This window comes from Pseudomonas sp. WS 5071 (assembly GCF_012985765.1).
Classification (GTDB): domain Bacteria; phylum Pseudomonadota; class Gammaproteobacteria; order Pseudomonadales; family Pseudomonadaceae; genus Aquipseudomonas; species Aquipseudomonas lundensis_A.
In genome coordinates, this window is sequence record NZ_JAAQWY010000007.1 from 143,235 (window position 1) to 165,745 (window position 22,511).

Annotated in this window: 18 protein-coding genes; 6 read left to right on the plus strand and 12 right to left on the minus strand. The window is 56.0% G+C overall.

Annotated elements, in window-relative coordinates; genetic code table 11:
- Positions 1-8 precede the first annotated feature (8 nt).
- On the minus strand, positions 9-434 hold the full coding sequence (locus HBN61_RS06640; RefSeq protein ID WP_094991750.1) for a DUF4399 domain-containing protein: 426 nt from the start codon (positions 432-434) through the stop codon (positions 9-11).
- Between the two features lie 137 nt (positions 435-571).
- Between HBN61_RS06640 and HBN61_RS06645 the strand changes: the two genes are divergently transcribed.
- Entirely contained in the window at positions 572-1,123 is a 552-nt protein-coding gene (locus HBN61_RS06645) for a transporter substrate-binding domain-containing protein (RefSeq protein WP_169962321.1), read from the plus strand.
- 42 nt (positions 1,124-1,165) lie between these two features.
- Here HBN61_RS06645 and HBN61_RS06650 read toward each other — a convergent pair whose 3' ends face one another.
- The 3 genes from HBN61_RS06650 to HBN61_RS06660 all read right to left on the minus strand — a co-directional run bounded on the left by HBN61_RS06650 (position 1,166) and on the right by HBN61_RS06660 (position 4,980).
- Positions 1,166-2,383 (minus strand): c-type cytochrome, encoded by a 1,218-nt coding sequence (locus tag HBN61_RS06650; RefSeq protein ID WP_524539062.1) that lies wholly within the window; start codon positions 2,381-2,383, stop codon positions 1,166-1,168.
- Between the two features lie 63 nt (positions 2,384-2,446).
- The gene (locus HBN61_RS06655) at positions 2,447-4,228 is read right to left on the minus strand and encodes a GMC family oxidoreductase (protein WP_169962317.1); all 1,782 of its coding nucleotides are present in this window, start codon (positions 4,226-4,228) and stop codon (positions 2,447-2,449) included.
- Between the two features lie 2 nt (positions 4,229-4,230).
- Positions 4,231-4,980: a gluconate 2-dehydrogenase subunit 3 family protein gene (locus tag HBN61_RS06660; RefSeq protein WP_170046382.1), complete on the minus strand. Its 750-nt coding sequence runs from the start codon at positions 4,978-4,980 to the stop codon at positions 4,231-4,233.
- 303 nt (positions 4,981-5,283) lie between these two features.
- Between HBN61_RS06660 and HBN61_RS06665 the strand changes: the two genes are divergently transcribed.
- A complete protein-coding gene (locus HBN61_RS06665) occupies positions 5,284-5,925 on the plus strand; it encodes a dual specificity protein phosphatase family protein (RefSeq protein WP_094991746.1) in 642 nt (213 codons plus the stop codon).
- Here HBN61_RS06665 and HBN61_RS06670 read toward each other — a convergent pair.
- Positions 5,922-6,971, minus strand: coding sequence for an aminopeptidase (locus HBN61_RS06670; protein ID WP_170046383.1), 1,050 nt, complete (start codon positions 6,969-6,971; stop codon positions 5,922-5,924). The two genes, HBN61_RS06665 and HBN61_RS06670, sit on opposite strands and share 4 nt — an antisense overlap.
- Positions 6,972-7,081: 110 nt before the next feature.
- Here HBN61_RS06670 and HBN61_RS06675 point away from each other — a divergent pair, with 110 nt between their 5' ends.
- A complete protein-coding gene (locus HBN61_RS06675; RefSeq protein ID WP_094991744.1) occupies positions 7,082-7,498 on the plus strand; it encodes a PA0061/PA0062 family lipoprotein in 417 nt (138 codons plus the stop codon).
- A gap of 3 nt (positions 7,499-7,501) precedes the next feature.
- Here HBN61_RS06675 and HBN61_RS06680 read toward each other — a convergent pair whose 3' ends face one another.
- Together HBN61_RS06680 and HBN61_RS06685 are read right to left on the minus strand one after the other, a co-directional pair.
- Entirely contained in the window at positions 7,502-7,735 is a 234-nt protein-coding gene (locus tag HBN61_RS06680; protein WP_094991743.1) for a DUF1161 domain-containing protein, read from the minus strand.
- Between the two features lie 170 nt (positions 7,736-7,905).
- Entirely contained in the window at positions 7,906-8,337 is a 432-nt protein-coding gene (locus HBN61_RS06685; RefSeq protein ID WP_094991742.1) for an OsmC family protein, read from the minus strand.
- Positions 8,338-8,553: 216 nt separating this feature from the next.
- On the opposite strand from HBN61_RS06685, the gene HBN61_RS06690 reads away from it, so the two are divergent.
- The gene (locus HBN61_RS06690) at positions 8,554-9,558 is read left to right on the plus strand and encodes an LLM class flavin-dependent oxidoreductase (protein WP_169962313.1); all 1,005 of its coding nucleotides are present in this window, start codon (positions 8,554-8,556) and stop codon (positions 9,556-9,558) included.
- A 91-nt stretch (positions 9,559-9,649) separates the two neighbouring features.
- The gene (locus HBN61_RS06695; RefSeq protein WP_170046384.1) at positions 9,650-12,580 is read left to right on the plus strand and encodes an RHS repeat-associated core domain-containing protein; all 2,931 of its coding nucleotides are present in this window, start codon (positions 9,650-9,652) and stop codon (positions 12,578-12,580) included.
- A 44-nt stretch (positions 12,581-12,624) separates the two neighbouring features.
- On the opposite strand, the gene tauD is transcribed toward HBN61_RS06695, so the two are convergent.
- From tauD to tauA, 4 genes are read right to left on the minus strand one after another with little or no spacing between them, the layout of a single operon-like run.
- A complete protein-coding gene (gene tauD, locus HBN61_RS06700) occupies positions 12,625-13,458 on the minus strand; it encodes a taurine dioxygenase (RefSeq protein WP_170046385.1) in 834 nt (277 codons plus the stop codon).
- A gap of 55 nt (positions 13,459-13,513) precedes the next feature.
- Positions 13,514-14,353: a taurine ABC transporter permease TauC gene (tauC, locus tag HBN61_RS06705; protein WP_169962309.1), complete on the minus strand. Its 840-nt coding sequence runs from the start codon at positions 14,351-14,353 to the stop codon at positions 13,514-13,516.
- Positions 14,350-15,144: a taurine ABC transporter ATP-binding subunit gene (tauB, locus tag HBN61_RS06710; RefSeq protein WP_094991737.1), complete on the minus strand. Its 795-nt coding sequence runs from the start codon at positions 15,142-15,144 to the stop codon at positions 14,350-14,352. The genes tauC and tauB overlap by 4 nt, the downstream gene beginning before the upstream one ends.
- Positions 15,145-15,171: 27 nt before the next feature.
- Entirely contained in the window at positions 15,172-16,152 is a 981-nt protein-coding gene (gene tauA, locus HBN61_RS06715; RefSeq protein ID WP_170046386.1) for a taurine ABC transporter substrate-binding protein, read from the minus strand.
- A gap of 496 nt (positions 16,153-16,648) precedes the next feature.
- On the opposite strand from tauA, the gene HBN61_RS06720 reads away from it, so the two are divergent.
- Positions 16,649-18,013 carry an OprD family porin gene (locus HBN61_RS06720; RefSeq protein ID WP_169962302.1) on the plus strand — a complete coding sequence of 455 codons (1,365 nt, stop codon included), beginning with the start codon at positions 16,649-16,651 and terminating at the stop codon, positions 18,011-18,013.
- Between the two features lie 263 nt (positions 18,014-18,276).
- Here HBN61_RS06720 and HBN61_RS06725 read toward each other — a convergent pair whose 3' ends face one another.
- The gene (locus tag HBN61_RS06725; RefSeq protein ID WP_223182415.1) at positions 18,277-22,476 is read right to left on the minus strand and encodes a M35 family metalloendopeptidase; all 4,200 of its coding nucleotides are present in this window, start codon (positions 22,474-22,476) and stop codon (positions 18,277-18,279) included.
- Positions 22,477-22,511 lie beyond the last annotated feature (35 nt).

Sequence of the window (22,511 nt, forward strand, 5' to 3'; positions counted from 1 at the left end):
CGAAGAAATTACTTCACGTTAACCGTGATCTTCTTCGAAACGATGACGGGTTCAAACGTCATGTGGTTCTTGTCTGCCAGCTCCAGTTGCAAGGTGTGCTTGCCGGGCGCCAACGTGACTTCAGCTTCGGTTTGCGCCTTGCCAAAATGCACGTGGTTGGCATCTGCCGGGATCACTTGGCCCGCGGCAATTGGCTGGTCAACGTCGATCAACAGGTGGTGATGGCCCGTGTTCGGTGTCTGGTCGCCCGCAGGTGCCAGCTTGATACCTTCAACGCCGAATTTGACCGTGAAGGTTTTATCCACAGTGGCGCCGTCAGCCGGGGAAAGGATGGCGACTTTTGCGCCTTCAGGCGCCGGAGTAGCCGCCATGGCGATCACCGAAGCGCCCATCAGGACTGAAGCCAGTGCAACGCGAGACAATAGATTTTTCATTTTTTTCTCCGTTTTTCACAAAATTCATAGGGTTAAGACAACTTCCAGTCGGTACGCTGTCCAACCCGCAGTTGACCAACATAAAGCAAAGCGAACCTTTATTGCGAATCGCTTGCATCCCGTTCAAAGGAGTGACCATGCGCCTTCTGTCAGGCCTGATGCTGTTATTGCCACTGATGAGCCCTTTGGCTCACGCCGAATTGATTGATGACGTGAACGATCGGGGCGAGTTGCGCATTGCCCTCGATGCTGCTTCGCCACCCTGGAGCTTCAAGCAGGACGGCCAGTTGACCGGTTTCGACGTCGAGCTGGGCGAGCTGTTGGCCAACGAGCTTGAGGTGCATGCCTCACTCCTGGTTACGGATCGCAACGAGTTGCTGTCGGGGGTCGAAAGCGGGAAATACGATGTTGCAATCAATCACATCGCTTTGACTCCAGAACTGCAGAATCGGTTCGATTTCAGTCAGCCCTACGACAATCTGCGTACACCTGTGACAGGCGTAGCGCAGGCGTCTTCATTTGTCGAACCGGCGAATCAGGCTCGCACCCCGACAGAAATCAAACTGGCGATCCCGTTTCAGAAAGGCAACCCGGCTTTTCAGAAGAGCCTCAATAACGCGTTGCAACGCATCCGGGACGACGGCCGATTGGCCGCTCTGGCGCAGAAATGGCAGGTGGTCGAGAAGTAAGCGCCCCCCGGCTGCTCCTCAGCAGCCGAGGCGTCAGCCCCCTCACGGGTGTGTGGATGAGTCGCGCATGCTTTTCACATCAGACGCGTTGACGTCCGACCCTTTATTGCCCCAGCTGGTGCGAATGAAATTGACCACATCGGCCACTTCCTGATCCGACAAGCGCCAGTCAAAAGCGGGCATGGTGAAGGTCGACGGCGCGGTGTGTGTTGCCGGCAGTGTTCCGCCCTTGAGCACGATATGAATCAACGAGGTCGGGTCTTCGGACTGCAACACCGGGTTGCCTGCCAGCGCCGGGAACACGCGGGTATAGCCATGGCCGTCGGTGCGGTGGCACGCAGCGCAGTTGTCGATGTAAACCGCTGCACCGCGCTTGCTGTCGTCGCCGTTCCATAGCGCATCGGCCACGGCCGGATCGTACTGATGGGGTTTGTCGGCTGAATTCACCGCAGGCAACGACTTCAAATAACGTGCGATTGCTGTCAGGTCGGCATCAGACATGTACTGCATGCTGTGGACGATCACGTCACTCATTCCCCCAAACACCGCGCTGCGATCACTGCGCCCGGTCTTCAGGAACTGCACCAGCTGCGTTTCGTCCCAACTGCCCAGGCCGTCCTTGTGGTCCCCGCGCAGGTTTTTGGCGATCCAGCCTTCCAGTGGCGCACTGCCCGAGAGAAAGGCGCTGCCGTCCGTCGCGCTCAAGGCTTTTTCCTGCATGGTCAGGGCTCGCGGGGTATGACAGGCGCCGCAGTGGCCCAAACCTTCGACCAGATACGCGCCGCGGCTGACCACTGGGTCCTGGCCCGCAACCGGGGTGAAATCCGCAACCGCGGGTGCAAACGTCCAGCGCCACATGGCCAGCGGCCAGCGCATGCTCATGGGCCACGGAATATCCGCCGCCTTGTTCGCTTGCTCGACGGGCTTCACGCCTTTCATGAAGTAGGCGTACAGCGCTTGCATATCGGCCTGATTCACCCGGGCATAGGACGGGTAGGGCATCGCCGGGTACAGGGTGCTGCCATTTCGGGCGATGCCGTGACGCACGGCGTTGTCGAAGTCTGCAAAACTGTAATCGCCGATGCCGCTTTTGGCAGGCGTGATGTTGGTTGAGTAAAGGGTGCCAATCGGGGTTTCCATCGGCAGGCCACCCGCAAACGGCTTGCCGTCCTTGGCGGTATGGCAGGCCACGCAATCCCCGGCGCGCGCCAGATACTCGCCCTGCTGGATCAATGCGCGCGGATCTGCCCCGTCGGCCATGGCCGAGACGCTGCCCAACAGTGTAAAGGTCGCGATAACAAGTGCTTTCATGGTCATCGCTCCTTATGCCTGAACCAACGGGCCGGGGTTTTTCAGGTACTGCTCGCGGATGGCCCGCGCCGACCAGTAGGTCAGTGCCGCAACCAGCCCTGTCGGGTTGTAGCCCAAGCCTTGCGGGAAGGCAGACGCACCCGGCACGAATACGTTATGCACGTCCCAGCTCTGCAAATAGCGGTTAAGCGCACTGGTTTTCGGGTCGGTGCCCATGATCGCGCCGCCGTTAAGGTGGGTGGTTTGATAGGACGCAGTGTTGAAGTGGTCACCGACTTTTTTACCCAGCAGGGCGATGGCTTTCGGGTTCATTGCCTGGGCGATCTTGCCCATTTTTTCCATCATGAAACGGTTCATTTTGATGTCGTTTTCTTGCCAGTCGAACGTCATACGCAGCAGTGGCTGGCCATAGGCATCGCGGTAAACCGGGTCGAGATCCAAGTAGTTTCCACGGTAAGACTGATGTGCACCGTGAGCATCCATGGACACTTGGTGGGTGTAGTAATCGGCGGTGGCTTTCTTCCACGCGCTGCCCCACGCGGGAGTGCCCGGCGGGTTGGACGTACCGGCAATCGGACGGCTCCCGGCCTGGTTGACCCACATGGGTGAGCCGCCGACAAAGCCGTGCGGCCCGTGATCGAAGTTGTCGGCATTGAAGTCATCGATCGCCACGCCATTGCCGCCTGCGCCGATGAAGTTGTTGGTGTGCACGTCTTTATCGAAGTAGGCCTTGATCGTGCCCATGTTCTGGTAGGCAAAGTTTCGGCCGACAACGCCTTCGTTGGTGATCGGGTCGTAGGGTTTGCCAATGCCCGAGAGCAGCATCAAACGCACGTTGTGGAACTGGAACGCGCCCAGAATCACCAGGTCGGCGGGCTGCTCTATTTCGCGGCCCAGTGCGTCGATGTAGGTAACGCCTGTGGCTTTGGTTTTGTCGCTGTCGAGGTTGACGCGAATCACGTGAGCGTTGGGGCGCAGCTCAAAGTTGGGCACTTGCTTGAGCGCAGGCAAGATGTTCACGTTGGGCGAGGCTTTGGAATACATGTAGCAGACATAGCCGCTGCAAAAACCGCAGAAGTTGCACGGGCCCATTTGCGCGCCATAGGGGTTGGTGTAGGGCCCGGAGGTATTGGCAGAGGGCAGGTTGTAGGGTTTGTAGCCAACGTCATTGGCAGCTTTCTGAAACAGCTGTGCAGATACGGTGTTTTTCTGTGATTCCAGCGGGAAATGGTTTGAGCGATCTGGCGCATAGGGGTTGCCGCCTTTGCCTTCGCCCACCAACTGCCCGTTGACGGTCCAGGCTTGGCCTGACGTGCCGAATACTTTCTCGGCGTAGTCGAAAAACGGCTCCAGTTCTTCGTAACTTACGCCGAAGTCCTGAATGGTCATGTCCTTGGGGATGAAGTGTTTACCGTAGCGCTCTTCGTAATGGCTGCGCATGCGCAATTCGATCGGGTCGACACGGAAATGCACGCCCGACCAGTGCAAGCCGGCACCGCCCACACCGTTGCCGGGCAGGAAAGCACCCAACTGGCGGTTTGGCAACGCCACATCGTTTACGCTGTGGCGAATGGTGACGGTTTCTTTCGACACATCCTGGAAGAGCTTTTTACGCACGCTGTAGGTCAGTTCGTCGATAACCTGCGGGTAGTTACCGTCCGGGTACGTGTCCTGCATCGGGCCGCGTTCGAGGGCGACAACGTTCAGGCCCGCTTCGGTCAGCTCTTTGGCCATGATCGCGCCCGTCCAGCCGAACCCAACGATCACGGCATCCACTTTTTTCATAACGGTCATGTTCAGGCCCTCTCGCCGCGGATGGATACAGCCGGGAAGGGGTACTGCTCATTGCGTTCTACCCAGTCCATGAAGTCGGCGCGGGCGCCGGGGAAGCCAATCAGCGTCCAGCCGACCATGCCTTTGTTGCCACCGTGAATCGGGTCGCAGAAGAACCCTTCCTTGGTGTTTTGCAGCAGAAAACTGAAGAATATTTTTGCCGGCACGCTTTCGAATTGGGGCGACCCTGCTTCCAGTTGCTTGAGCACGTCATCTCGGGTAGCGCTGTCTAGCCCAGCAAATACTGAGCCGTAGTGCTTTTTGCAGTGCTCATCCGTAGCGGCAATGCCCAAGCGATAAATCTGCTTGGGGACCAATTTGCTCTGCCAACCCATTTCGGCCGGTGCGTCAGCATTGAACGGGCCTTGCATGAACCACAGCGCGCCGCTGGCGTAAGGCGTGTTCATCTGGCGGTCGATGTATTCCGGAACACCTGCTTCCAACGCGCCGGGGCCTTGTTCGTCTGCTGGAATCAGGCGCGCTACGGCGGCATTCACAAATGCCCATTCTTCAGCGGTGAAGTAGGAAGGTTCATACGCATTGCCAGCAGCAGGCGCGGGCGATTGCCCTTCGTTGGCCACGGCTTTGGCATCGACGCTGGCCGAGGCCATCAGCACCGAGCCGCCGAGGCCGGTACTGGCGACAGTCACCACAGGAATCAGGGTCAGGGTTTTGCGCAGAAACTCACGCCGCGGGTTGTCTTGTTCAGACATCAGGCACCTCATCAGGCATTCACGGATTACAGCTGCTCATGGGCAGCTTTTCGTTTTGGCAGGCGGCGCGGGTCGAGCTCGACCGGGAAAAAACAACGCGCAGGCAAACATTGGTTACAAATACTAACAGGCCAATCGCCTGGGTGAATCGATTCATGCGTAATTTTGCCGCACCCCGGCCTAAATAATGCCGGCCCTTTCCTGGCATCACGATTTTTTGACAAGCGCCTCACAGAGTTTTGATTCAGGTTCATCCACCCTCGCCGCACTTTCTCTGATCCTTATAAAAACGGTTGAACTGATATGGCGAACTCCCGGATGTTTCCCGCGCTGTGCCTGGCATTCCTGACGCTGGCCGCTTTGCCACAGGCGCGGGCGGAAGAAAGTCCTGTATCCCGTTCTGTGCAATGGGCCCAGCCTGTCGCCACGCAGTACAACCTGTATCAAATGTCGCCCACGCTCTATCGCAGCGCTTTGCCGGACAGCAATGCGCAGCCGCTGCTGGAAAAATTGCAGATTGCGACGGTGATCAACTTCCTGCCTGAGTCCGATAGCACGTGGCTGAAAACCCCCGGTGTCACTCAGGTGCAGTTGCCGTATCGCACCAATCATGTAGACGACCAGGACGTGCTGGCTGCGTTGCGCGCCATTCAGACAGCACAGGCAAAGGGGCCGGTGTTGATGCATTGCAAGCATGGCGCCGACCGTACCGGGCTGATGTCCGCCATGTATCGCGTGGTGGTGCAGGACTGGAGCAAAGAAGACGCCCTGAAAGAAATGACCCAGGGCGGGTTTGGCGAAAACGCGCATTACAAGGATGGCGCCAAGTACATGATGAAGGCTGACATCCCTGCGCTGCGTGCTGCCTTGAGCAGTGGCGCGTGCAGCACCAGCGCGTTTGCCTCCTGTGTGGTCATGAACTGGTTGAAACCGGGTAAGGCTTAACCGTCTGCGAGCTGCTGGCGCAAGGCGGCCTTGCGCTCGGGCAGAGGTAGCGTAGCGAGGGTTTCCACAGCGGCATAAAACGTTTGCCAGTCATTGCCGCTTTGCTTGAACAGCGCCGCGAACGCTGGCACCCATTGATCGTATAGCCCGAATGGCAGCAGTTTGGCGTTGTTCATGGGGCTGTTGATCCACGGATCAAAACGTGTGTTCCCTGCCCATTGCTGATCGCGCATTTGACGGTATTGCACGCGCATCTGTTCAAACGTCGCGGCCTTGCGCTGGCGCATGCGTTCGGCCGGTAACGATTGCGCATACAGCGTTTCTAACCCTTGGCGCGTTTGCAGAATCAGGCCGATAAATTGATCGCGTTGCAGCAACGCGCGCGGATCCGGGGCGGGTAAACCTTGGTAAGCGCGCCACTGACGCGTGCCTTCCTGTTCAACGAAGTTGGCGAAGGATTCGTTGAATTCCGTGTCGTCCTTTACATACACACGCTGGTGAGCCAATTCATGAAAAATCACGCTGGCGAGCCGTTCGTCACCCCAGGTCAGCATGGTGTTGAGGATCGGGTCGTCGAACCAGCCCAAAGTTGAATAGGCTTCAACACCACTGACAAACACGTCTCGTCCTTGCTGGCGCTGCAGGGCAGCCTCACCCCGCGCGCCCCCCACAGAGTAGTAACCGCGGTAGGCAACGCACCCGGCAATCGGGAAACAATGGGTGATGGGTTTGAGTGAAAATTCTGGCGTAGCAAACACATTCCATACCACGTACGGCCGTTTGAGGTCAGCGTACAGGCGATAGCTTGCGTTGTCGGGCAAAAGCAACTGCTTGCTGGCGAACGTGCGTGCTGCCTGGGCGTTGCGCAGTTGCTTGCGCAGGGCAGCCGGACGCTGGGGGGCTGCAATGACGTGTTCCACTGGCTCGCGGGCTTTCAACAGGTGCAACTGGCCGCTGGCCAGTTGTGAGTAATAGTTCACGCTTGAACAGCCGTTGAGCAGGGTCATAGCAGCAACTAGCAGCAAACATCGAGCGCTTGGCGTCATTGGTCAGTCCAGTCAAAGAGTGCGGCAAGCCTAGCTGTTGAAAGGGGCGGCGCGCCACAGCTGACAGCAACGGCGCTATGCTGGCACTTAAGACGAGTGGAGGAATAAGCATGCGGACGTTTTTAGGGCTAGCACTCACGTGTGTGCTGAGTGCGTGTGCCAGCACGCCTTTACCTGAGCACAATCGGGCTCTGGCGTGGGTTGATCTTGAAACCCAAACGGGCAAGCTGGTGATGGCGGAGCGACTGGACAATCAGCGCGTGGCCGATGGCCGCTATTTTCAGGTGTCCCCGGGCAGCCACGAACTCATGGTGCGCTTCGATTACGAGGTCTTTATCGGGGGCATGAGTCAGTTCAGTAACCCGCAGGAACGGTTGTGTTACCTGACGCTCAATTACACCGATTTCCAGCCGGGGCAGCGCTACCGGTTGCAGGCACGATCCCTGGGGTTTAACGCCTATGCCCGGCTCTATAACGCCGAGGGCAAGGTGTTGGCCGAGGAGCGGCTGGTCAACTGTATTCCGTAGCGATCAGTTGTCGTTCTTCTGGTAGATGATCTTTTTCGTACCGTTTTCGCAGGTGCCCACCACCATGTTTTGGTCTTGAACTTCGTCGTTGGTCACGATTTCCAGGGTGTAGGACGACACGTTATTAGCCTGAATCTTGGCCTCAATTTCAGCCTTGAGTTCATCACACGGCTTGGGTGCGGCCAACGCGGTGGTGGCCATGGCGCAGCAGATAACAGCTAGAGCGAAACGTTTCATGGTGAGACTCCCTTGATTGCAATGCGCAAAGTCATGCATTGACGCACGCGGAGATGATTCGATCACATCGGGCGTCACTCGGGACTGATCCAGGGCACATAGACGGGCATTGTTGAGGTCGCCTCTGCCTGCTCAACAGTGAGCGGGCAGAGATACCGTGCCGCGTCTGGTCAGCTCAACAACGTGGCGTCGAGGGTGATGTTGGCATTGAGAACCTTCGAGACCGGGCAGCCTTCTTTGGCCTTGGTGGTCAATTCATCGAATTGCTCCTGGGTGGCGCCCGGCACTTTAGCCTTGAGCACCAGGTGCACGGCGGTGATCGCAAAACCGTCGTCTTGTTTGTCCAGCGTGACTTCTGCGGTGGTATCGATGCTGTCGGCCTTGAGCCCTGCATCACCGAGAATCATCGACAGGGCCATCGAGAAGCAACCCGCGTGGGCCGCACCGATCAACTCTTCGGGGTTGGTGCCTTTGCCGCCTTCAAAGCGTGCCTTGAAGCCGTAAGGTGCTTCACGCAGTACGCCGGTTTCAGTGGAGATGGAGCCGATGCCGGTTTTAAGATCGCCTGCCCAATGAGCCGATGCTGTCTTTTTAATACTCATGCGTGCCTCCTGAAGAACGGCGTGAAGGTTTCACGCCTGGTGTGAAGTTGTGAGGGTAGTCGGCGCACTAAAGTTCATCCTGTCAGACCAATCGTCTTTTTTAGTAGCTCATTTCATAGCCTGCTATTGAAACTCGGGTATATGCCCATATTGCAAAGAGCACTGGCAGGTTTTGGCGAGCGTCTGAGCCTGCGTCCCACTAGGAGTAGCCGGCTGATGACATCCCTGTCCGATATCAAGTTCTCGACCCTCGATTTGGTGCCTGTGCGCGAAGGCGGCACTGCTGCTCAGTCGCTGCACAATTCGCTGGACTTGGCGCAGCACGTAGAAAAGTTTGGCTACAACCGTTTTTGGGTGGCTGAGCATCACAATATGGATGGCATTGCCAGCTCCGCGACATCGGTGTTGATCGGGTATCTGGCGGGCGGCACGTCGACCATTCGCGTGGGCTCGGGCGGCGTGATGCTGCCAAACCATGCGCCGCTGGTGATCGCCGAGCAGTTCGGCACCCTTGAAAGCCTGTACCCGGGGCGGATTGATCTGGGCCTCGGCCGCGCGCCGGGCTCTGATCAAATGACCGCACGGGCGTTACGCCGGGAACGCTCCGGCAGCGCCGATGATTTTCCTGAAGATGTGGCGGAGCTGATGCGGTATCTGGGGCCACGTACACCGGATCAGCGGGTGATTGCGATGCCGGGCACGGGTACGAACGTGCCCGTGTGGCTGCTGGGCTCCAGTTTGTTCAGTGCACAACTGGCGGGTGAGCGCGGACTGCCTTACGCGTTCGCCTCCCATTTCGCACCCCGGTTGATGCACGAAGCCATTCGTGTTTACCGCAATCATTTCAAACCCTCGGCAGTGCTCGACACCCCGTATGTGATGCTGGGCGTCCCCTTGGTGGCAGCCGATACTGATGAACAGGCCGAATACCTGGCCACATCGGTTTACCAGCGCATTCTGGCGTTGATGCGTGGGCAAAGTCTGGTACAGCGTGCGCCGGTCAAGAGCATGGACGGCGTGTGGCTGCCTCACGAAAAAGAGGCGGTGATGAGTTTCCTGGGTCTGGCAATGGTCGGTAGCCCGGAAAAAATCCGCGCCAAGCTTCAGGTACTGGTTGAGCAGACGGGGGCCGACGAGCTGATTTTCACCTGCGATTTGTATGAGCACGCCGACCGTATTCATTCCTATGAGCTGCTGGCGCAGGTGATGAAGCAAGGCTGATACGCGCATCCCGGCGCTATAAATAATGACCACCTGACGGCCTTACCGGGCCTTCAGGCTGGCATGACCTTGTCTTTTTGCGGTCATGCTCATGCCTTCGTCTTTGCACCATTACACCCCGAGCCTCACGGCTTACGATCCCCGCGCCCTGAGTGTGCGTCAGGTGGCGTATCACCGAACCTTGCCCCGCGCGCAGGCCGTGCCCCGTATCAGCAGTCAGATGTGGAGTGCCACGGGTTTGCTGCTGGCGCAATGGGACCCGCGTTTGCACACGCAGCGTCAGCACCCGACCGTTACCGGCTCCAATCAAAACACCCTCTACAGCCTCAGCGGGCAGCCATTGCACAGCCACAGCGTTGACGCGGGCAGTCGCTGGTGGTTGCGCGGATCGGCGGGGCAGGTCTTGCAAAGCCGGGACTCGCGAGGCAGCCAGCTACGTCATGTGTTCGATCGATGGCTCAGGCTGACATCCCGGCATGAACGGGAGGCCGGTGAACCTCGGGAACGTTGTGTGGAAATCCTGACGTATGGTGGCACGACCCCTGAAGATCAGGCTGCCAACCGATCCGGCCGCTTGATACGTCACGATGACCCGTCCGGCACCTTGCGTTATGAGCAGTATTCGCTGAAGGGTCAGCTATTGAAGGAAGCGCGTCAGTTTTGCCAGTCATTGGAACCGGTGGACTGGCCGCAGGCAGAAAGTGGCCGTGACGCGCTGTTGGAAACATCGCGCTTTATAACGGCCTGGCAATACGATGCGTTTGCCTCGGTAATCGGGCAAACCGATGCCAAAGGGCATACTCAGCACCTCTCGTACGGCATCGACGGTCTATTATTTGAGAACGCCCTGACTCTCAAGGGCGAGCGCCGGCAAGTGCTGATGAGTCAGCGCGTGTATAACGCCAGTGCTCAACTGGAATCCGAACGCGCCGCTAATAATGTCAGCACCCTGGCTCAATACGCGGCGCCCGATGGTCGGCTGGAGCGATTACTGGCCTACCGTGAAGCGGAATCAGCAGGTCCTTTGCAAGACTTGGCCTACGAATATGACCGGGTCGGCAACGTCACAAAAATCAGTGACGGAGCCCAGCCGGTGCAGTGGGCGTTCAACGCCCAGGTTGACCCCGTCAGCACCTATGGTTATGACACGCTTTATCAGCTGATTTACGCCACCGGCCGTGAGAATGCGAACAACGACGCTACCCGGTTTTTGCCGCCGTGCATGCTGTTCGGTATGAAGGACGACACTGTTTGGCGCAACTACAGACAGGTGTACGCCTACGATGAAGCGGGCAACTTGCTTCAGTTGCGCCACAGCGTGAATACGGGGGGCGGGTATAGGCAGCGAATGGCAGTGGCCGATGCCAGTAACCATGGCGTGCTGCAAGAGGACCCGGGCGTGACGCCCCCGACACCGGGGCTGGGAAGGGCGTTCGATATGAATGGCAATCAGCAGGCGTTGTCTGCAGGGCAGGCCTTGCAATGGAGTGTCGCCAATCAACTGCGCAAAGTGACGTTTGTGCAGCGTTCTGACGGCCAAAACGATGACGAAGTCTACCGTTACGACGCCTCGGGGCAGCGTGTGCAAAAAGTGCATACCTCACAGGCAAGCACAATGACGCATACCCGGATGGTTCGGTATTTGCCGGGCCTTGAGATCCGGCATGACAGTGCGACCGGTGAACAATTGAACGTGGTGTGCGTGAGTGCGGGCTTGAGCAGTATCAGGGTGTTGCAATGGGATCAGGGGCGCGCACGCACTGCCCCTGAAACTCAAATACGTTTCAGCCTGGTTGACCTTGTAGGCAGCAGTTCGCTGGAGCTTGATGGGCGAGCGCAGCTCATTACTCAGGAAAGTTACTACCCCTATGGCGCCACTGCCTGGTGGGCGGCCAGGACATCGCTGCAAGCCCGCTACAAAACCATTCGTTATTCAGGCAAGGAGATGGATGCCAGCGGGTTGTATTACTACGGGATGCGTTATTACGCACCGTGGTTGCAACGCTGGATCAGTCCCGATCCTGCCGGTACCCTGGACGGGTTGAACCGCTACGCGATGGTGTCCAATAACCCGGTTTCCCGGATCGATCTTTATGGTTTGAATGGTGTGTCAGCCGACACCCGGCCAGCGCGGGTGCAGGCGCTTGATCGTTATCTGCGCGAGAACTTTCCAGCCATTTACCTCAAAGAGCTTGATACGTTTGCGTACCGGTACAGCTCTACCCAAGGGCCTCACGCGGACATCATCGGAGCATTGCGAACCCAAGGATTTAACTTCGATGAAATGGATCTATACAACCAGTCGGTGAGCTTGGGTGCGACCAGGCCGGCCAATATCCTTGCAGGTTTGGGTGAGGTGTATATCGCGTCTGCCAATTACTTCAATGAAATGGCACGCTCTTTGACCAACCCTGCAATGCATCCCGACAACCCTGGTCCCAGGCTGTGGGAGGACATTCCCACAATGTATTCAGCCATGGAACGATCCGATGCCACCACTTTTGACCCTGATGTCTCCGGAATGAGTGACGCGTTAAGTATCGGGCGCAAAAGTGCGGTCACACTGTTCAATCAATATATTCTGCGCAACCCCGGCACCACGGAAACCACCACGTACAGGGGGCAACAGGTGAGTGAATTGGGGTTAAGAGCGCTAGAAGCGCATGCCCAAAACAAGGACATCCTGCGTACCGAGCAATTTATGTCCGTCAGCGACATGATGAGCGTGGCCAAGCGATTTGCATTCGGTACGTACGACACGCGCAAAGTGACGTTGAAACCGGTCATGTTCACCGTGAAAGGCACCAGCGCCATGGAGTTGCTGTCACCGGTCAATGAGGCCGAACGGGTGTATCCGCTCGAATCAACGTTCACCATTAAATCGGCCGGTTTCTCCCAAGCGGTGGTGAAAGCCTATGCCCCGTTCGCGTTCCACTTTGTGCTGCAGGAAGTCAGCATTCCCGAGTCAACCCGGAAAACACGGGCCTTCATGACCGACCCCCATGGCAGCAGGCGTCACTAGCGCCAGACAAACCGCGGTGACGCGATGTGTCTGCGTCCATCACTTCAAAACGGTGCATCGCCCAGAATGGTGGCGCGGTGCATCACGCGGCGATTCGGACGGTAGTCATCCACGGCGTAGTGCTGGGTCACACGGTTGTCCCAAAAGGCGACGTCGTTTTCCTGCCAGCGCCAGCGAATGGTGTACTCAGGGCGAGTGGCATGGGCAAACAACAGCGTGAGGATGGCATCGCTTTCAGCTTCAGAAAACTCATTGATGCGTGTGGTAAAGCCCTCGTTGACGAACAGCGACTTACGGCCGCTCACTGGGTGTGTGCGAACAACCGGGTGCGACAGGGGCGGGTTGTTTTTGCGCGTCTGGTCCCAGCGTGCAAAGTCTTCCGGGGTCGAGCCAAAGCGCTCCAGCGGGAACGACTTGGTGAAATCGTGGGTCGCCGTCAGCCCGTCCAGCAGCTGCTGCAAGGGTGCGGACAACCCCTCAAACGCTGCAATTCCACTGGCCCACAAGGTGTCGCCACCAAAAGCGGGCAATTGCTTGGCGCTCAACACCGCGCCCATCGCAGGCGTGGGCAAGAAAGTGACGTCGGTGTGCCAGACGGCATTGTCGCGCACGTCCGTCACGGCGGTGTCCAGCACCAGCACTTCAGGCTGCTCGGGGATATTCGGGTAAATCGGATGTATATGCAGATCGCCGAAATTGGCCGCGAATCGCGCTTGTTGCTGCGGGTTGATCGACTGATTTTTGAAGAAGATCACTTGATGCTTGAGCAGCGCCTGCTCAATGGCTTCGCGTTGTTCGACGCTCAGCGGCTGAGTCAGGTCAACGCCTTCAATCTGCGCGCCAAGGGCAGTGCTAATCGGGGTAAGGGTCAGGCTCATGGTCATTCTCTTCATCAGCGCGCCGATTGATCAGCGTCGTGTTAGTTCGAAACAGTTAGTGAGCCTGGCCGTGCCACGGCACCAGCTTGCGTTGCAGGGCGCGCAGGCCCATCTCCATGGCAAAGGCGATGATGGCAATTACCAGAATTCCTAGCACCACCACGTCAGTGACCAGAAATTGCGCGGCCGACTGCACCATGAAACCAAGACCGCTGGTGGCGGCGATTAACTCGGCAGCCACCAATGTGGACCAGCCGACGCCCAGGCCAATGCGCACGCCGGTCAGAATGTCGGGCAGGGCGCTGGGCAAGATCACATGCCGAATCAGTTGCCAACGGGTAGCGCCCAGTGACTGCGCGGCACGCACTTTGGCCGGGTCAACATTGCGCACGCCGGTGGCGGTGGCAATGGCAATCGGCGCGAAAATCGCGAGGTAAATCAGCAACACTTTCGACAGCTCACCGATGCCGCACCAGATCACGATCAGCGGCAAGTAAGCCAAAGGAGGGATCGGACGATAGAACTCGATAAGCGGGTCGAAAATCCCCCGCGCAATGCGGTTATGACCAATTGCAATGCCCACCGGAATTGCAGTGAGAATGGCAAAACCCAGGCCCAACCCAATGCGACTCAAGCTCGCACCCAAGTGCTGCCATAAGGTGGAATCCATGTACCCCGAAGTGACCAGCAACCCGCCTTTTTCCAAAACCGCAGACGGCGGTGGCAAAAACAGCGGCTCAATCAAACCCGCAGCCGTCACGGCCCACCAGGCAGCGATTAGCGTGAGAAGTGTCAATACGCTGATCCAGCGCGTGCTCAATTGACGTTTGACCGGGCGCTGCGCGTGAGCCACGGCGGTCGGGGAGGCGTCGTTCACCAATTCATAGCTGCTCATGCGCGCTCCTGCCGCTGGGCGGCGCCGCGTTGTGAAAACACCCGCTCAAGCACGTGTTCGCGGGTTTCAATGAAACGGGGGTCTGACTTGATGGCGCGGGCGGACTCGCCAGCGGTATAACGCTGACCGAAGTCCAGTGTCAGGCGCTCGACAATGCGGCCCGGATTGGGCGCCAGCAGGATCAGGTCGGTGGCCAGAAACACGGCTTCTTCGATGTCGTGGGTAATCAGAAACACCGGTTTGGCGGTGCGTCGGCACACTTGCAGTAACAGCTCCTGCATTTGCTCGCGGGTGAAGGCGTCGAGGGCGCCAAACGGCTCGTCCATCAGCAGCAGGCGAGGGTCGGCCGCCAAGGCGCGGGCAAGCCCCACGCGCTGTTTCTGACCGCCCGATAGCTCCCACACCCGGCGTTTTTCAAAGCCAGACAAATCCACCAGGTCGAGCATTTCGCGGGCGCGGCTTTCGCGTTTATCACGGGCCATGCCTGCCAGTTCAAGACCGAACGCCACGTTGGCCAGCACGTCTTGCCACGGCAGCAACACGTCATCCTGAAACACCACTCCGCGCTCGGCACTTGGGCCATGCACGGGCGCGCCATCCAGGGTGATGCGTCCACCGCTGGGTTCGACAAAGCCTGCAATCAGGTTCAGCAACGATGTTTTGCCGCTGCCCGACGGGCCGAGTGCGACCAGCAGTTGCTGCGGGCCAAGGTTGACGGAAATATCCGACAGTACCGGCTCGGCAGCCCCCGGGTACTGTGCGCTGATGCGCTCCAGTGATAACAAGGCCATGTCGGGCGACTCCTGAAAAAGCGTGAGTTATTGAGCGATGTAGCTGGCGTTCACCGCCGGTGCGTAATCAGGCAGCACGGCGTCCACCTTGCCTTGCTCTTTAAGGAAGGCCGCCGTGTCAGCCAATGCTTTGGTGGTTGGCGCCCCGAGCAAGACCGCCTGATCGGTGGCTAACGGGTACACATTGCCTTGCAGCAGCAACGGGATATCAGCCGCCTTGGCGCCTGACAGCTTCACCAGCTTGTCGATATTGCTCTGATTGGCCAGCCAGGCTTTTGGGTCTTTGTGATAGTCGGCATAAGCATCCAGTGTCACTTTGGCGAAGGCTTTGACGACCTCAGGGTGTTTGGCGGCGAAGTCTTTGCGCACGATCCACGCATCAAACGTCGGTGCACCGAATTGGCTCAACTCACCCGAGGTGATCAGCACCTTGCCGTTTTCCTTGGCGGTGCCCAGAGCCGGGTCCCACACGTAGGTTGCGTCGATGTCACCCCGCTTCCAGGCGGCAATAATGGCGGGCGGCGCGAGGTTCAGAATCGTCACCTTCGACGGGTCGATATTCCAATGCTTCAACGCGGCCAGCAGGCTGTAGTGGCCTGTCGATACAAACGGCACGGCAACTTTCTTACCGACCAAATCCTGCGGGCTATTAATGCCTGAGCCGTCGCGCGCTACCAACGCTTCGGCACCCCCAATCTGGGTGGCAATCAAAAAGGTCTCGACCGGGACGTTACGGGTGATCGCAGCGGTCAACGGGCTTGAGCCCAGGTAGCCGATTTGCACATCGCCCGAAGCGATAGCGGCAATGATGTCTGCGCCGTTATCAAATTTGCGCCACTTGATATTGGCGTCGGTGGCTTTCTCGTAGGCGCCGTCTGCCTGAGCAACTTTTGCAGGGTCTACGGTGGTTTGGTAGGCAACAGTGACATCCGTGGCAGCCTGTGCGAATAAGCTTGCAGTTGCTAGGGACAAAGCAGCCAGAAGGCGTAGGGGAGAATACAGTTTCACGATGAAGCTCCTCGACAGGCGGCCGGATATCGGCAGAAAGCGAGGTTAAATGATCTAAGAATGGCTAAATAAATAACTTTTAAGCATTAGCTTATGAAGTTCTTCCTGCCGCCTTCAGGGCGTCCAATAAAACTGATCCGGTTTTTACACGGGGCACTGACCCGCTCGTCGCCTTAGATGAAAACCGACTTAAAAATTTCATAAATATCTATTTAGAAATTAGACCAAAGGCCGATAGCATCCCTTCACCTGTGCGTAGGAAAAGTCGCTTATATAGCTGTTTGATCTGAGAATTTCAGAAATAATTCTTTTTGGGTTTAACAGAAAGCCATTACCCTACGCACAAATCGCAGAAGACTAGACAAAGGTCGTAGACATGAAAAGTTACGATTGACTTGTCAGTCACTGTCTGGCGCTAATCGCGCATCTGTAGTACCGAGGCGTCAGATCTCGGGCTAAAGAACTACAAAAATTAGAAAAGCAAAGGAGCAAGACAATGAACAAGTCCACCTTGGCCGTGGCTGTGGCCGTAGGTTTGTTGGCACAACAAGCGAACGCTGCCGGCTTCATCGAAGACAGCAAGGCAACGCTGAAACTGCGTAACTTCTACATCAATAACGATAACCGTGATTCGGGCACCCCCAAGAACGCTAGCTACCAAGAAGAATGGGGCCAAGGCTTCCAGTTGGACTTCACCTCGGGTTTTACCCAAGGCACAGTTGGTTTTGGTGTTGACGCTATTGGTCTATTGGGCGTTCGCCTAGATTCCGGGAGAGGCCGCCATGGCAACCCGAGCAGCTCTAGCTACGGCGGTACGGTGTTTCCGACCGACAGCGATGGTCGTGCAGTCAATGACTTCTCCAGCCTGGGCCTGACTGCCAAAGCCAAAATTTCCCAAACCGAACTGCGTTACGGCACGCTCATGCCGAAACTGCCGGTCATCTCTTATAACGATGGTCGTCTGTTGCCACAGACCTTTGAAGGTGGCCAGATTACCTCCAACGAGTTCAAGGATTTGACCCTGATCGGTGGTCAGATCGAGCACGTTAAAGGCCGTAACTCCAGCAACAATGAAGAAATGTCTATCGCAGGAGCGAACAATGCTCGCACTGGCGAGTTCAGCAACAAATTCCTGTATGGCGGGGCTGACTACAAAATCAACAAAGACCTGCTGGTTCAGTATTACTACGGGAATCTGAAAGATTTTTATAAGCAGCACTTTTTAGGTCTTACCCATAATTGGGCTATCGGCCCTGGTGTTTTGAAGTCCGATCTTCGCTACTTCCACAGCACTGACGATGGCAAGAACGGTAGTGATTCTTCCTATTACAGCTCTGGTGATTACCGCGGTTCCAGCGGTGGTCGCGGCAAGGTAGATAACAATCTTTACAGTGGATTATTCCTATACACGGTTGAAGGTCACACCTTCGGTGGCGGCTATCAGGTGAGCAACGGCAGCAGCGACTTTCCATGGCTTAACCAAGGCGACGGTTCGTCCAACTACACCATTACCGACATGCAGATCCAGAAGTTCGCCCGTGCCGGCGAGCGCACCTGGCAAGCACGCTACTCGTACGATTTTGCAAAAGTTGGTATTCCGGGTCTGACAGCGGGCGCGGTTTATCTTCGTGGGGATAACATCGACACAGTGGGCAGCTCTGCCCCTAATGTGGGTAAGGTCACGGGTTCAGGTCGTTCAGAGTGGGAGCGTGATATTACAGTGGCCTACGTCGTGCAAGAAGGTCCGTTGAAAAACGTGGGCGTCATGTGGAAAAACGCGATGTGGCGCAATGACATTCCGGGCCAGCGCGATCAGGACGAAAACCGTTTGATCGTCAGCTACTCGATCCCGTTGCTGTAATTCGGGCGCAGCGCAAAGGTAAGAAAAATCCTGCCCGGCGCAATGCCGGGCAGGGTGTTTACCGAAGACCAAAGCGATCAATTCGCAACACATGAATAGTCGCAGCTCCCTGCCGCTCCCCTTGCCTAAACCTGAGCCCAGAGTGGACCCGGTGCTTTGGCGCGTCCAATGAAACAGTTTTTAATATTCGATACAGACCTACAAACATCGCGCGTTGTTCTTTCTGTGTCACTGAGGGGGCAAGACCCGTGACAACCAGCGGCTCAAGGATTAACGGGCACATATTGATCTATCTTTCCGCCCAACCGGGCGATGATCATTGCTAATGAGTCCGCATTCGAGAGGATAATATTCACCCTTTGGGTCGGGTTAGTGATGAACTCATCCCTGGCTTGGTCCAGCGTCGCCTTACCGGTTTGTTTGAGAATGCTGTTTGTCCCCGAATCTGTGATTTGACTGAACAACTCATTGCGCGGTGTCGAATTAGACAGTGTTTTATTGTGCAGGTCGTAGATGATATTAAAGATGGCACGCTCATTGGCAGTGCGTGATTCAAACAGTTCAGGGTAGGGGAAACTAGAGTTTAAGTAAGCGATGTCTTCTGTGTTAACGACTTGATGTGACACTTCATGGATGAGCGTGACCGCGCGCCAGTGATTATCTATGTTAAAAGGCGGGATGGTTTTTTTAATGCCCATTAAAGGGTCGGGCCCGTAGGGGGAGATAACCGGTTGAAAGAAGTTGTCATCTAAATAGATGTATTTCACCTCGTCCTGCCGATGAACAAAGGCGACGCGCAGGCTCTCGCGAGACGATTGCTTCCCCGAGACATACCGCAATGAAGTAAGAGGGTTCATGGACCGTTTCAATAGGCGGCCAAGAATGGCGGACACTGCAGAGGCGAGTTTATCAATGTGGGCATGGCGCAAATTATTTATGCCCAGGTGATTTTTTAACCATTGGGCCAACGGTGCGTATTGACGGTTGTCTCTGTCAATTTGTTTTAATACTTTGGACGCTTCAGTTAAATAACTGACCGCTGTCTCGTGGGCTAACACAATCGCGGCAGCTTTATCAGGGCGCAAGGCAAACATCAGCGGCATGCCGACAATTTCAATAGGAAAGCTGCTGTCACCAATGGGTTCATGTACTCGCGAGAATATCGGTCCGCCACCCAATAGGGGTTCTCGCAGGTCCAATTCCCAGCGTTGTAACGAGTTGAGTTTTAGCGCGGGGCCTTCGCGCTGCGCGTCAATCTTGATTCGCCAGCGCTGGGCAATTAAGTTGACCGGGTACACCTTACCCCTCATGACAATATAGTGATTGTTCGACGTTGTGTTTTGATAAACCCCGGTCGTCCGGTCAAGGCTTAAATCCTTCAATGAGACGGTGTGGTCAATGTAGGGGTCCAACAATGAGATCTGTTCACTGCTGTAACGGGCAATGCTTAATGCAGCGGTTATTCTGTCTTCGGGGCCGCTGACAAGAGGCGGGACAAAAGGTGAAACCCAGGGCGTACCCGTTGGTTTCCTGGAGCGCGTGTAGACCTCAGATGCAACCAACATGAACGCAATAACGAAATCACTGATGGCCTGACCCCAATACCCCTGCTCGCCTGCTTTAATGGCTTCCCTCACCAGCCCGAACGTTTGCAAAATCATGACAGGAATGCTCAATCTGGCCGGTACGTAAGACGGCAGTACGGTAGACATTCCCAACGAAATGAGTTGATTGAACCACTCCGCATCGGACGTCTCGACAATGCCAGTGGGTGTTGCGGCCATTGCCAACAGGAAATCCAGATTTTCACGGTACAGCCGAGGCAGATAATTTTCCAGAATCGGGGCGTTTGAAAGACTGACCGGCCCTTGCGCAATCAGATCGAGACTGGGAATAAAACGTGTGATGAAGGTGACGTGAGGATTACTGAAGCCCCCATTCTCATACTTGCTGCGTTCATATTGAGGCACTCGCTTTAACACTTCTGCCTGAAGCGATTCATGGGTTGTGAGCGCTGCGATTAAATCGGCTTCGTTTTGGAATTCTTTGAACATCATGGACTGACTGTACGTGGTCCATACAATGAGCGGTCCCTGGGTTATGTCTGTGGGGCCGATTAAATACATCCCTTTGACAGGGTCAGGTGTCGCTGAGTCTGAGGCGCATAGTTGCAGGGGGCGGATGATAAGCGGGGTGTCCTGACAAGGAGGTCGCGCCAGGGCGTCGGGAAAGCTCAGAACATGCTCTACATAGCGGTACGCTGTCTCGCTCAATACGCCTGAAAGTTTGCCCATGAATGCACTTTCGAGCGTTTGTGCAGGTAACTGTTGGCTGAACAGCTTGAAGCGCTTCTGATACTCGGGCTGATCAGGGGCTAACGCGTCTTTGAGCAGTGTTTGATAGGCAATGTGTATGTCCAGCGCTAGCAATTTCTCTTTGATGTAAGGCTCATTCAACCCAGGGGGCAATGGGGTGGCATCAGGTGCGCTGAGTTCGATTTTCCCAGGAGGCGCGGCCAGTCCGGTCAACACATAGTCCGTGAGGTTAAACGTTTGAACAGGCGTTTCGCTGGCGGGGGTCGTCACTTTGACAATCCACGAGGGGCCCAGGGTTTTCACGCGGATATGCGTCGAGTCGAGTGCCTGCTGAGGGAAGTCTTTGCTCAGGGTTTCATTGAGCGCCTTACGGGCAAAACCGGTTAAGTCCGGCACACCGTATAAATAATCCTGCTCGCCCTGATAAACCGCCTGGTAACGCTCCAGAATCAGCGCGTATTCATAGTGTTCCTGGGTTGTCGCATCTTTTATAACAGCGGGCAGCTTCCTTTGGAAAATGGCCGTCTCTACTTCCAATAAAAACCCCGGGATATTAAAGCCTGCGCGAATGCGCTCAAGGTAGGCCTGCATAGCACTCTTGAACGTTTCACTGGAATAGTTGGACTCCATGGCGTTTGCCAGCGTCTGTTGAATATCCGTGGTGTGTTGATCAAGTGATTGTGTGGCGAGGTCTTCAAGGTAATCGCCCGTCAGCAACTCAAATTCAAATAACGGACGTTCCTCGATAAGCAGTCTTTCCCGTTGAGCACTGACAGACGCCCGGTTGAGGCTGTGCATGCAGTTGGTTAATTCAAGATGGTCTATCCGGTGCGCCAAACGAGCACGCAGTGCTTGCTGACATGCCGCGAGGTTTTGAAAGGCTTCGAATCTTCGGCTTGGGGTCCATAAAATGGCGTGGCCAGCGCATTCTGATTGAAGGCCACCGTGTTCGGTGATGACAAAACAATCCGCTAACAGGGCGCTTATTTCCTGAGCGGGTGAATACACAGAGACGCTGTACACATCAGGTGCAAAGTAATAATACGTTTGGCGCTGGTCGCGCTGGCGATGTGCGCTGAGTGCTGAGATGCAGCCTGCATCATGCACCGATAACTGCGTGCTGTAACGGAAGTAGTGATAGCCTTCTCCCCATAATAAGTCGGCTTTAAACTTAGCCATTGTCTTTCTGTTTTGGTGCGTTTGAGGATTCTTATTGTTAGTTAAGCTGTTTTTACAATAAGCGAGCGTATTTAAGTAAAAGTGTTTTCCTTCTATCAGCACAAGGTCATACAGTTTTTTACTTTTGATCTCCGGTATCTTGAATGAGGCGGCGGTATCATCCATGCGCTCGGTAAATGACACATCACGATAGTCAGTAGGGAGTTGATGATAGCGGGTCACATGTTCCAGCAATGTATCAATGATTGAGCGTGACGTGGCAGGCCGGTCTGCAGTTGCTTGGGTTTCAACCGTGATCCTGTGCAGGTCAAGCTCACTGCCTTCTTTTTTTCTCCATGCATGAAACAACTGGTGGTAGGCCGCTGATTCCAGAGTGGGCAGCGTGTCTACAAATGCATCAATGCCTTCGCTTAGCGTGGTCAGCGTGTGTTTGATGATGTCGCCAGATTTCATTTCCCGGGTTAAAAAATATTCGCCTGCGTCGATGCCGGTGTCTGCAATTGAGGGTTGGCTGCTCCAGCGTTGAGTCGTATTAAGTTTGGTGAGGGCTGGGTTAATGAGTGCGCGGATATCCAACGCGTCATCTAGTAATGCATGTACATGGCTGGCGGCGTCTGAGAGCGTAAACCCCAGCGGGGGTAAAAAGTGAGTGCTGTACCAATTGCTTAGATAGGTGGTGTCAGAATGCATCTTGCTGAGTAAGGTCTGTGGGAGTCTTTGATACAGGCCACTTGTTTGTGTGATGAAAAGCACTTTAAGTGTTGTGAGTTTATTTAATCGATCCCGGTCTCTATGAAACATGTACCGGGACACGGGGTCAGGCAAGGTGCCTGGGCCTTCTTCAGCCGTGTGTTTAAGTGCTCTGAGCGTCAGCCGCTCCCCCGGTGTCAGGCTAGTTGTCGCCTGAGCTGATTTATCAAAACGATAGATCGGGGGCGTCAAAGAGAGCTGTAATGTCGAGCTATTCACCTGAGCGTAAAGCTGCCCTGCTGAACAAGTTACAC

Bases quoted from the DNA above. Each gene is read 5' to 3' on its own strand.
- HBN61_RS06695 (WP_170046384.1), top strand. From the start codon at position 9,650: ATGCCTTCGTCTTTGCACCATTACACCCCGAGCCTCACGGCTTACGAT.
- HBN61_RS06650 (WP_524539062.1), bottom strand. From the start codon at position 2,383: ATGGCCGACGGGGCAGATCCGCGCGCATTGATCCAGCAGGGCGAGTAT.
- tauB (WP_094991737.1), bottom strand. From the start codon at position 15,144: ATGGCCTTGTTATCACTGGAGCGCATCAGCGCACAGTACCCGGGGGCT.
- tauC (WP_169962309.1), bottom strand. From the start codon at position 14,353: ATGAGCAGCTATGAATTGGTGAACGACGCCTCCCCGACCGCCGTGGCT.
- HBN61_RS06655 (WP_169962317.1), bottom strand. From the start codon at position 4,228: ATGACCGTTATGAAAAAAGTGGATGCCGTGATCGTTGGGTTCGGCTGG.
- HBN61_RS06660 (WP_170046382.1), bottom strand. From the start codon at position 4,980: ATGTCTGAACAAGACAACCCGCGGCGTGAGTTTCTGCGCAAAACCCTG.
- HBN61_RS06640 (WP_094991750.1), bottom strand. From the start codon at position 434: ATGAAAAATCTATTGTCTCGCGTTGCACTGGCTTCAGTCCTGATGGGC.
- HBN61_RS06665 (WP_094991746.1), top strand. From the start codon at position 5,284: ATGGCGAACTCCCGGATGTTTCCCGCGCTGTGCCTGGCATTCCTGACG.
- HBN61_RS06670 (WP_170046383.1), bottom strand. From the start codon at position 6,971: ATGACGCCAAGCGCTCGATGTTTGCTGCTAGTTGCTGCTATGACCCTG.
- HBN61_RS06645 (WP_169962321.1), top strand. From the start codon at position 572: ATGCGCCTTCTGTCAGGCCTGATGCTGTTATTGCCACTGATGAGCCCT.
- HBN61_RS06680 (WP_094991743.1), bottom strand. From the start codon at position 7,735: ATGAAACGTTTCGCTCTAGCTGTTATCTGCTGCGCCATGGCCACCACC.
- HBN61_RS06690 (WP_169962313.1), top strand. From the start codon at position 8,554: ATGACATCCCTGTCCGATATCAAGTTCTCGACCCTCGATTTGGTGCCT.
- HBN61_RS06720 (WP_169962302.1), top strand. From the start codon at position 16,649: ATGAACAAGTCCACCTTGGCCGTGGCTGTGGCCGTAGGTTTGTTGGCA.
- HBN61_RS06675 (WP_094991744.1), top strand. From the start codon at position 7,082: ATGCGGACGTTTTTAGGGCTAGCACTCACGTGTGTGCTGAGTGCGTGT.
- tauD (WP_170046385.1), bottom strand. From the start codon at position 13,458: ATGAGCCTGACCCTTACCCCGATTAGCACTGCCCTTGGCGCGCAGATT.
- HBN61_RS06685 (WP_094991742.1), bottom strand. From the start codon at position 8,337: ATGAGTATTAAAAAGACAGCATCGGCTCATTGGGCAGGCGATCTTAAA.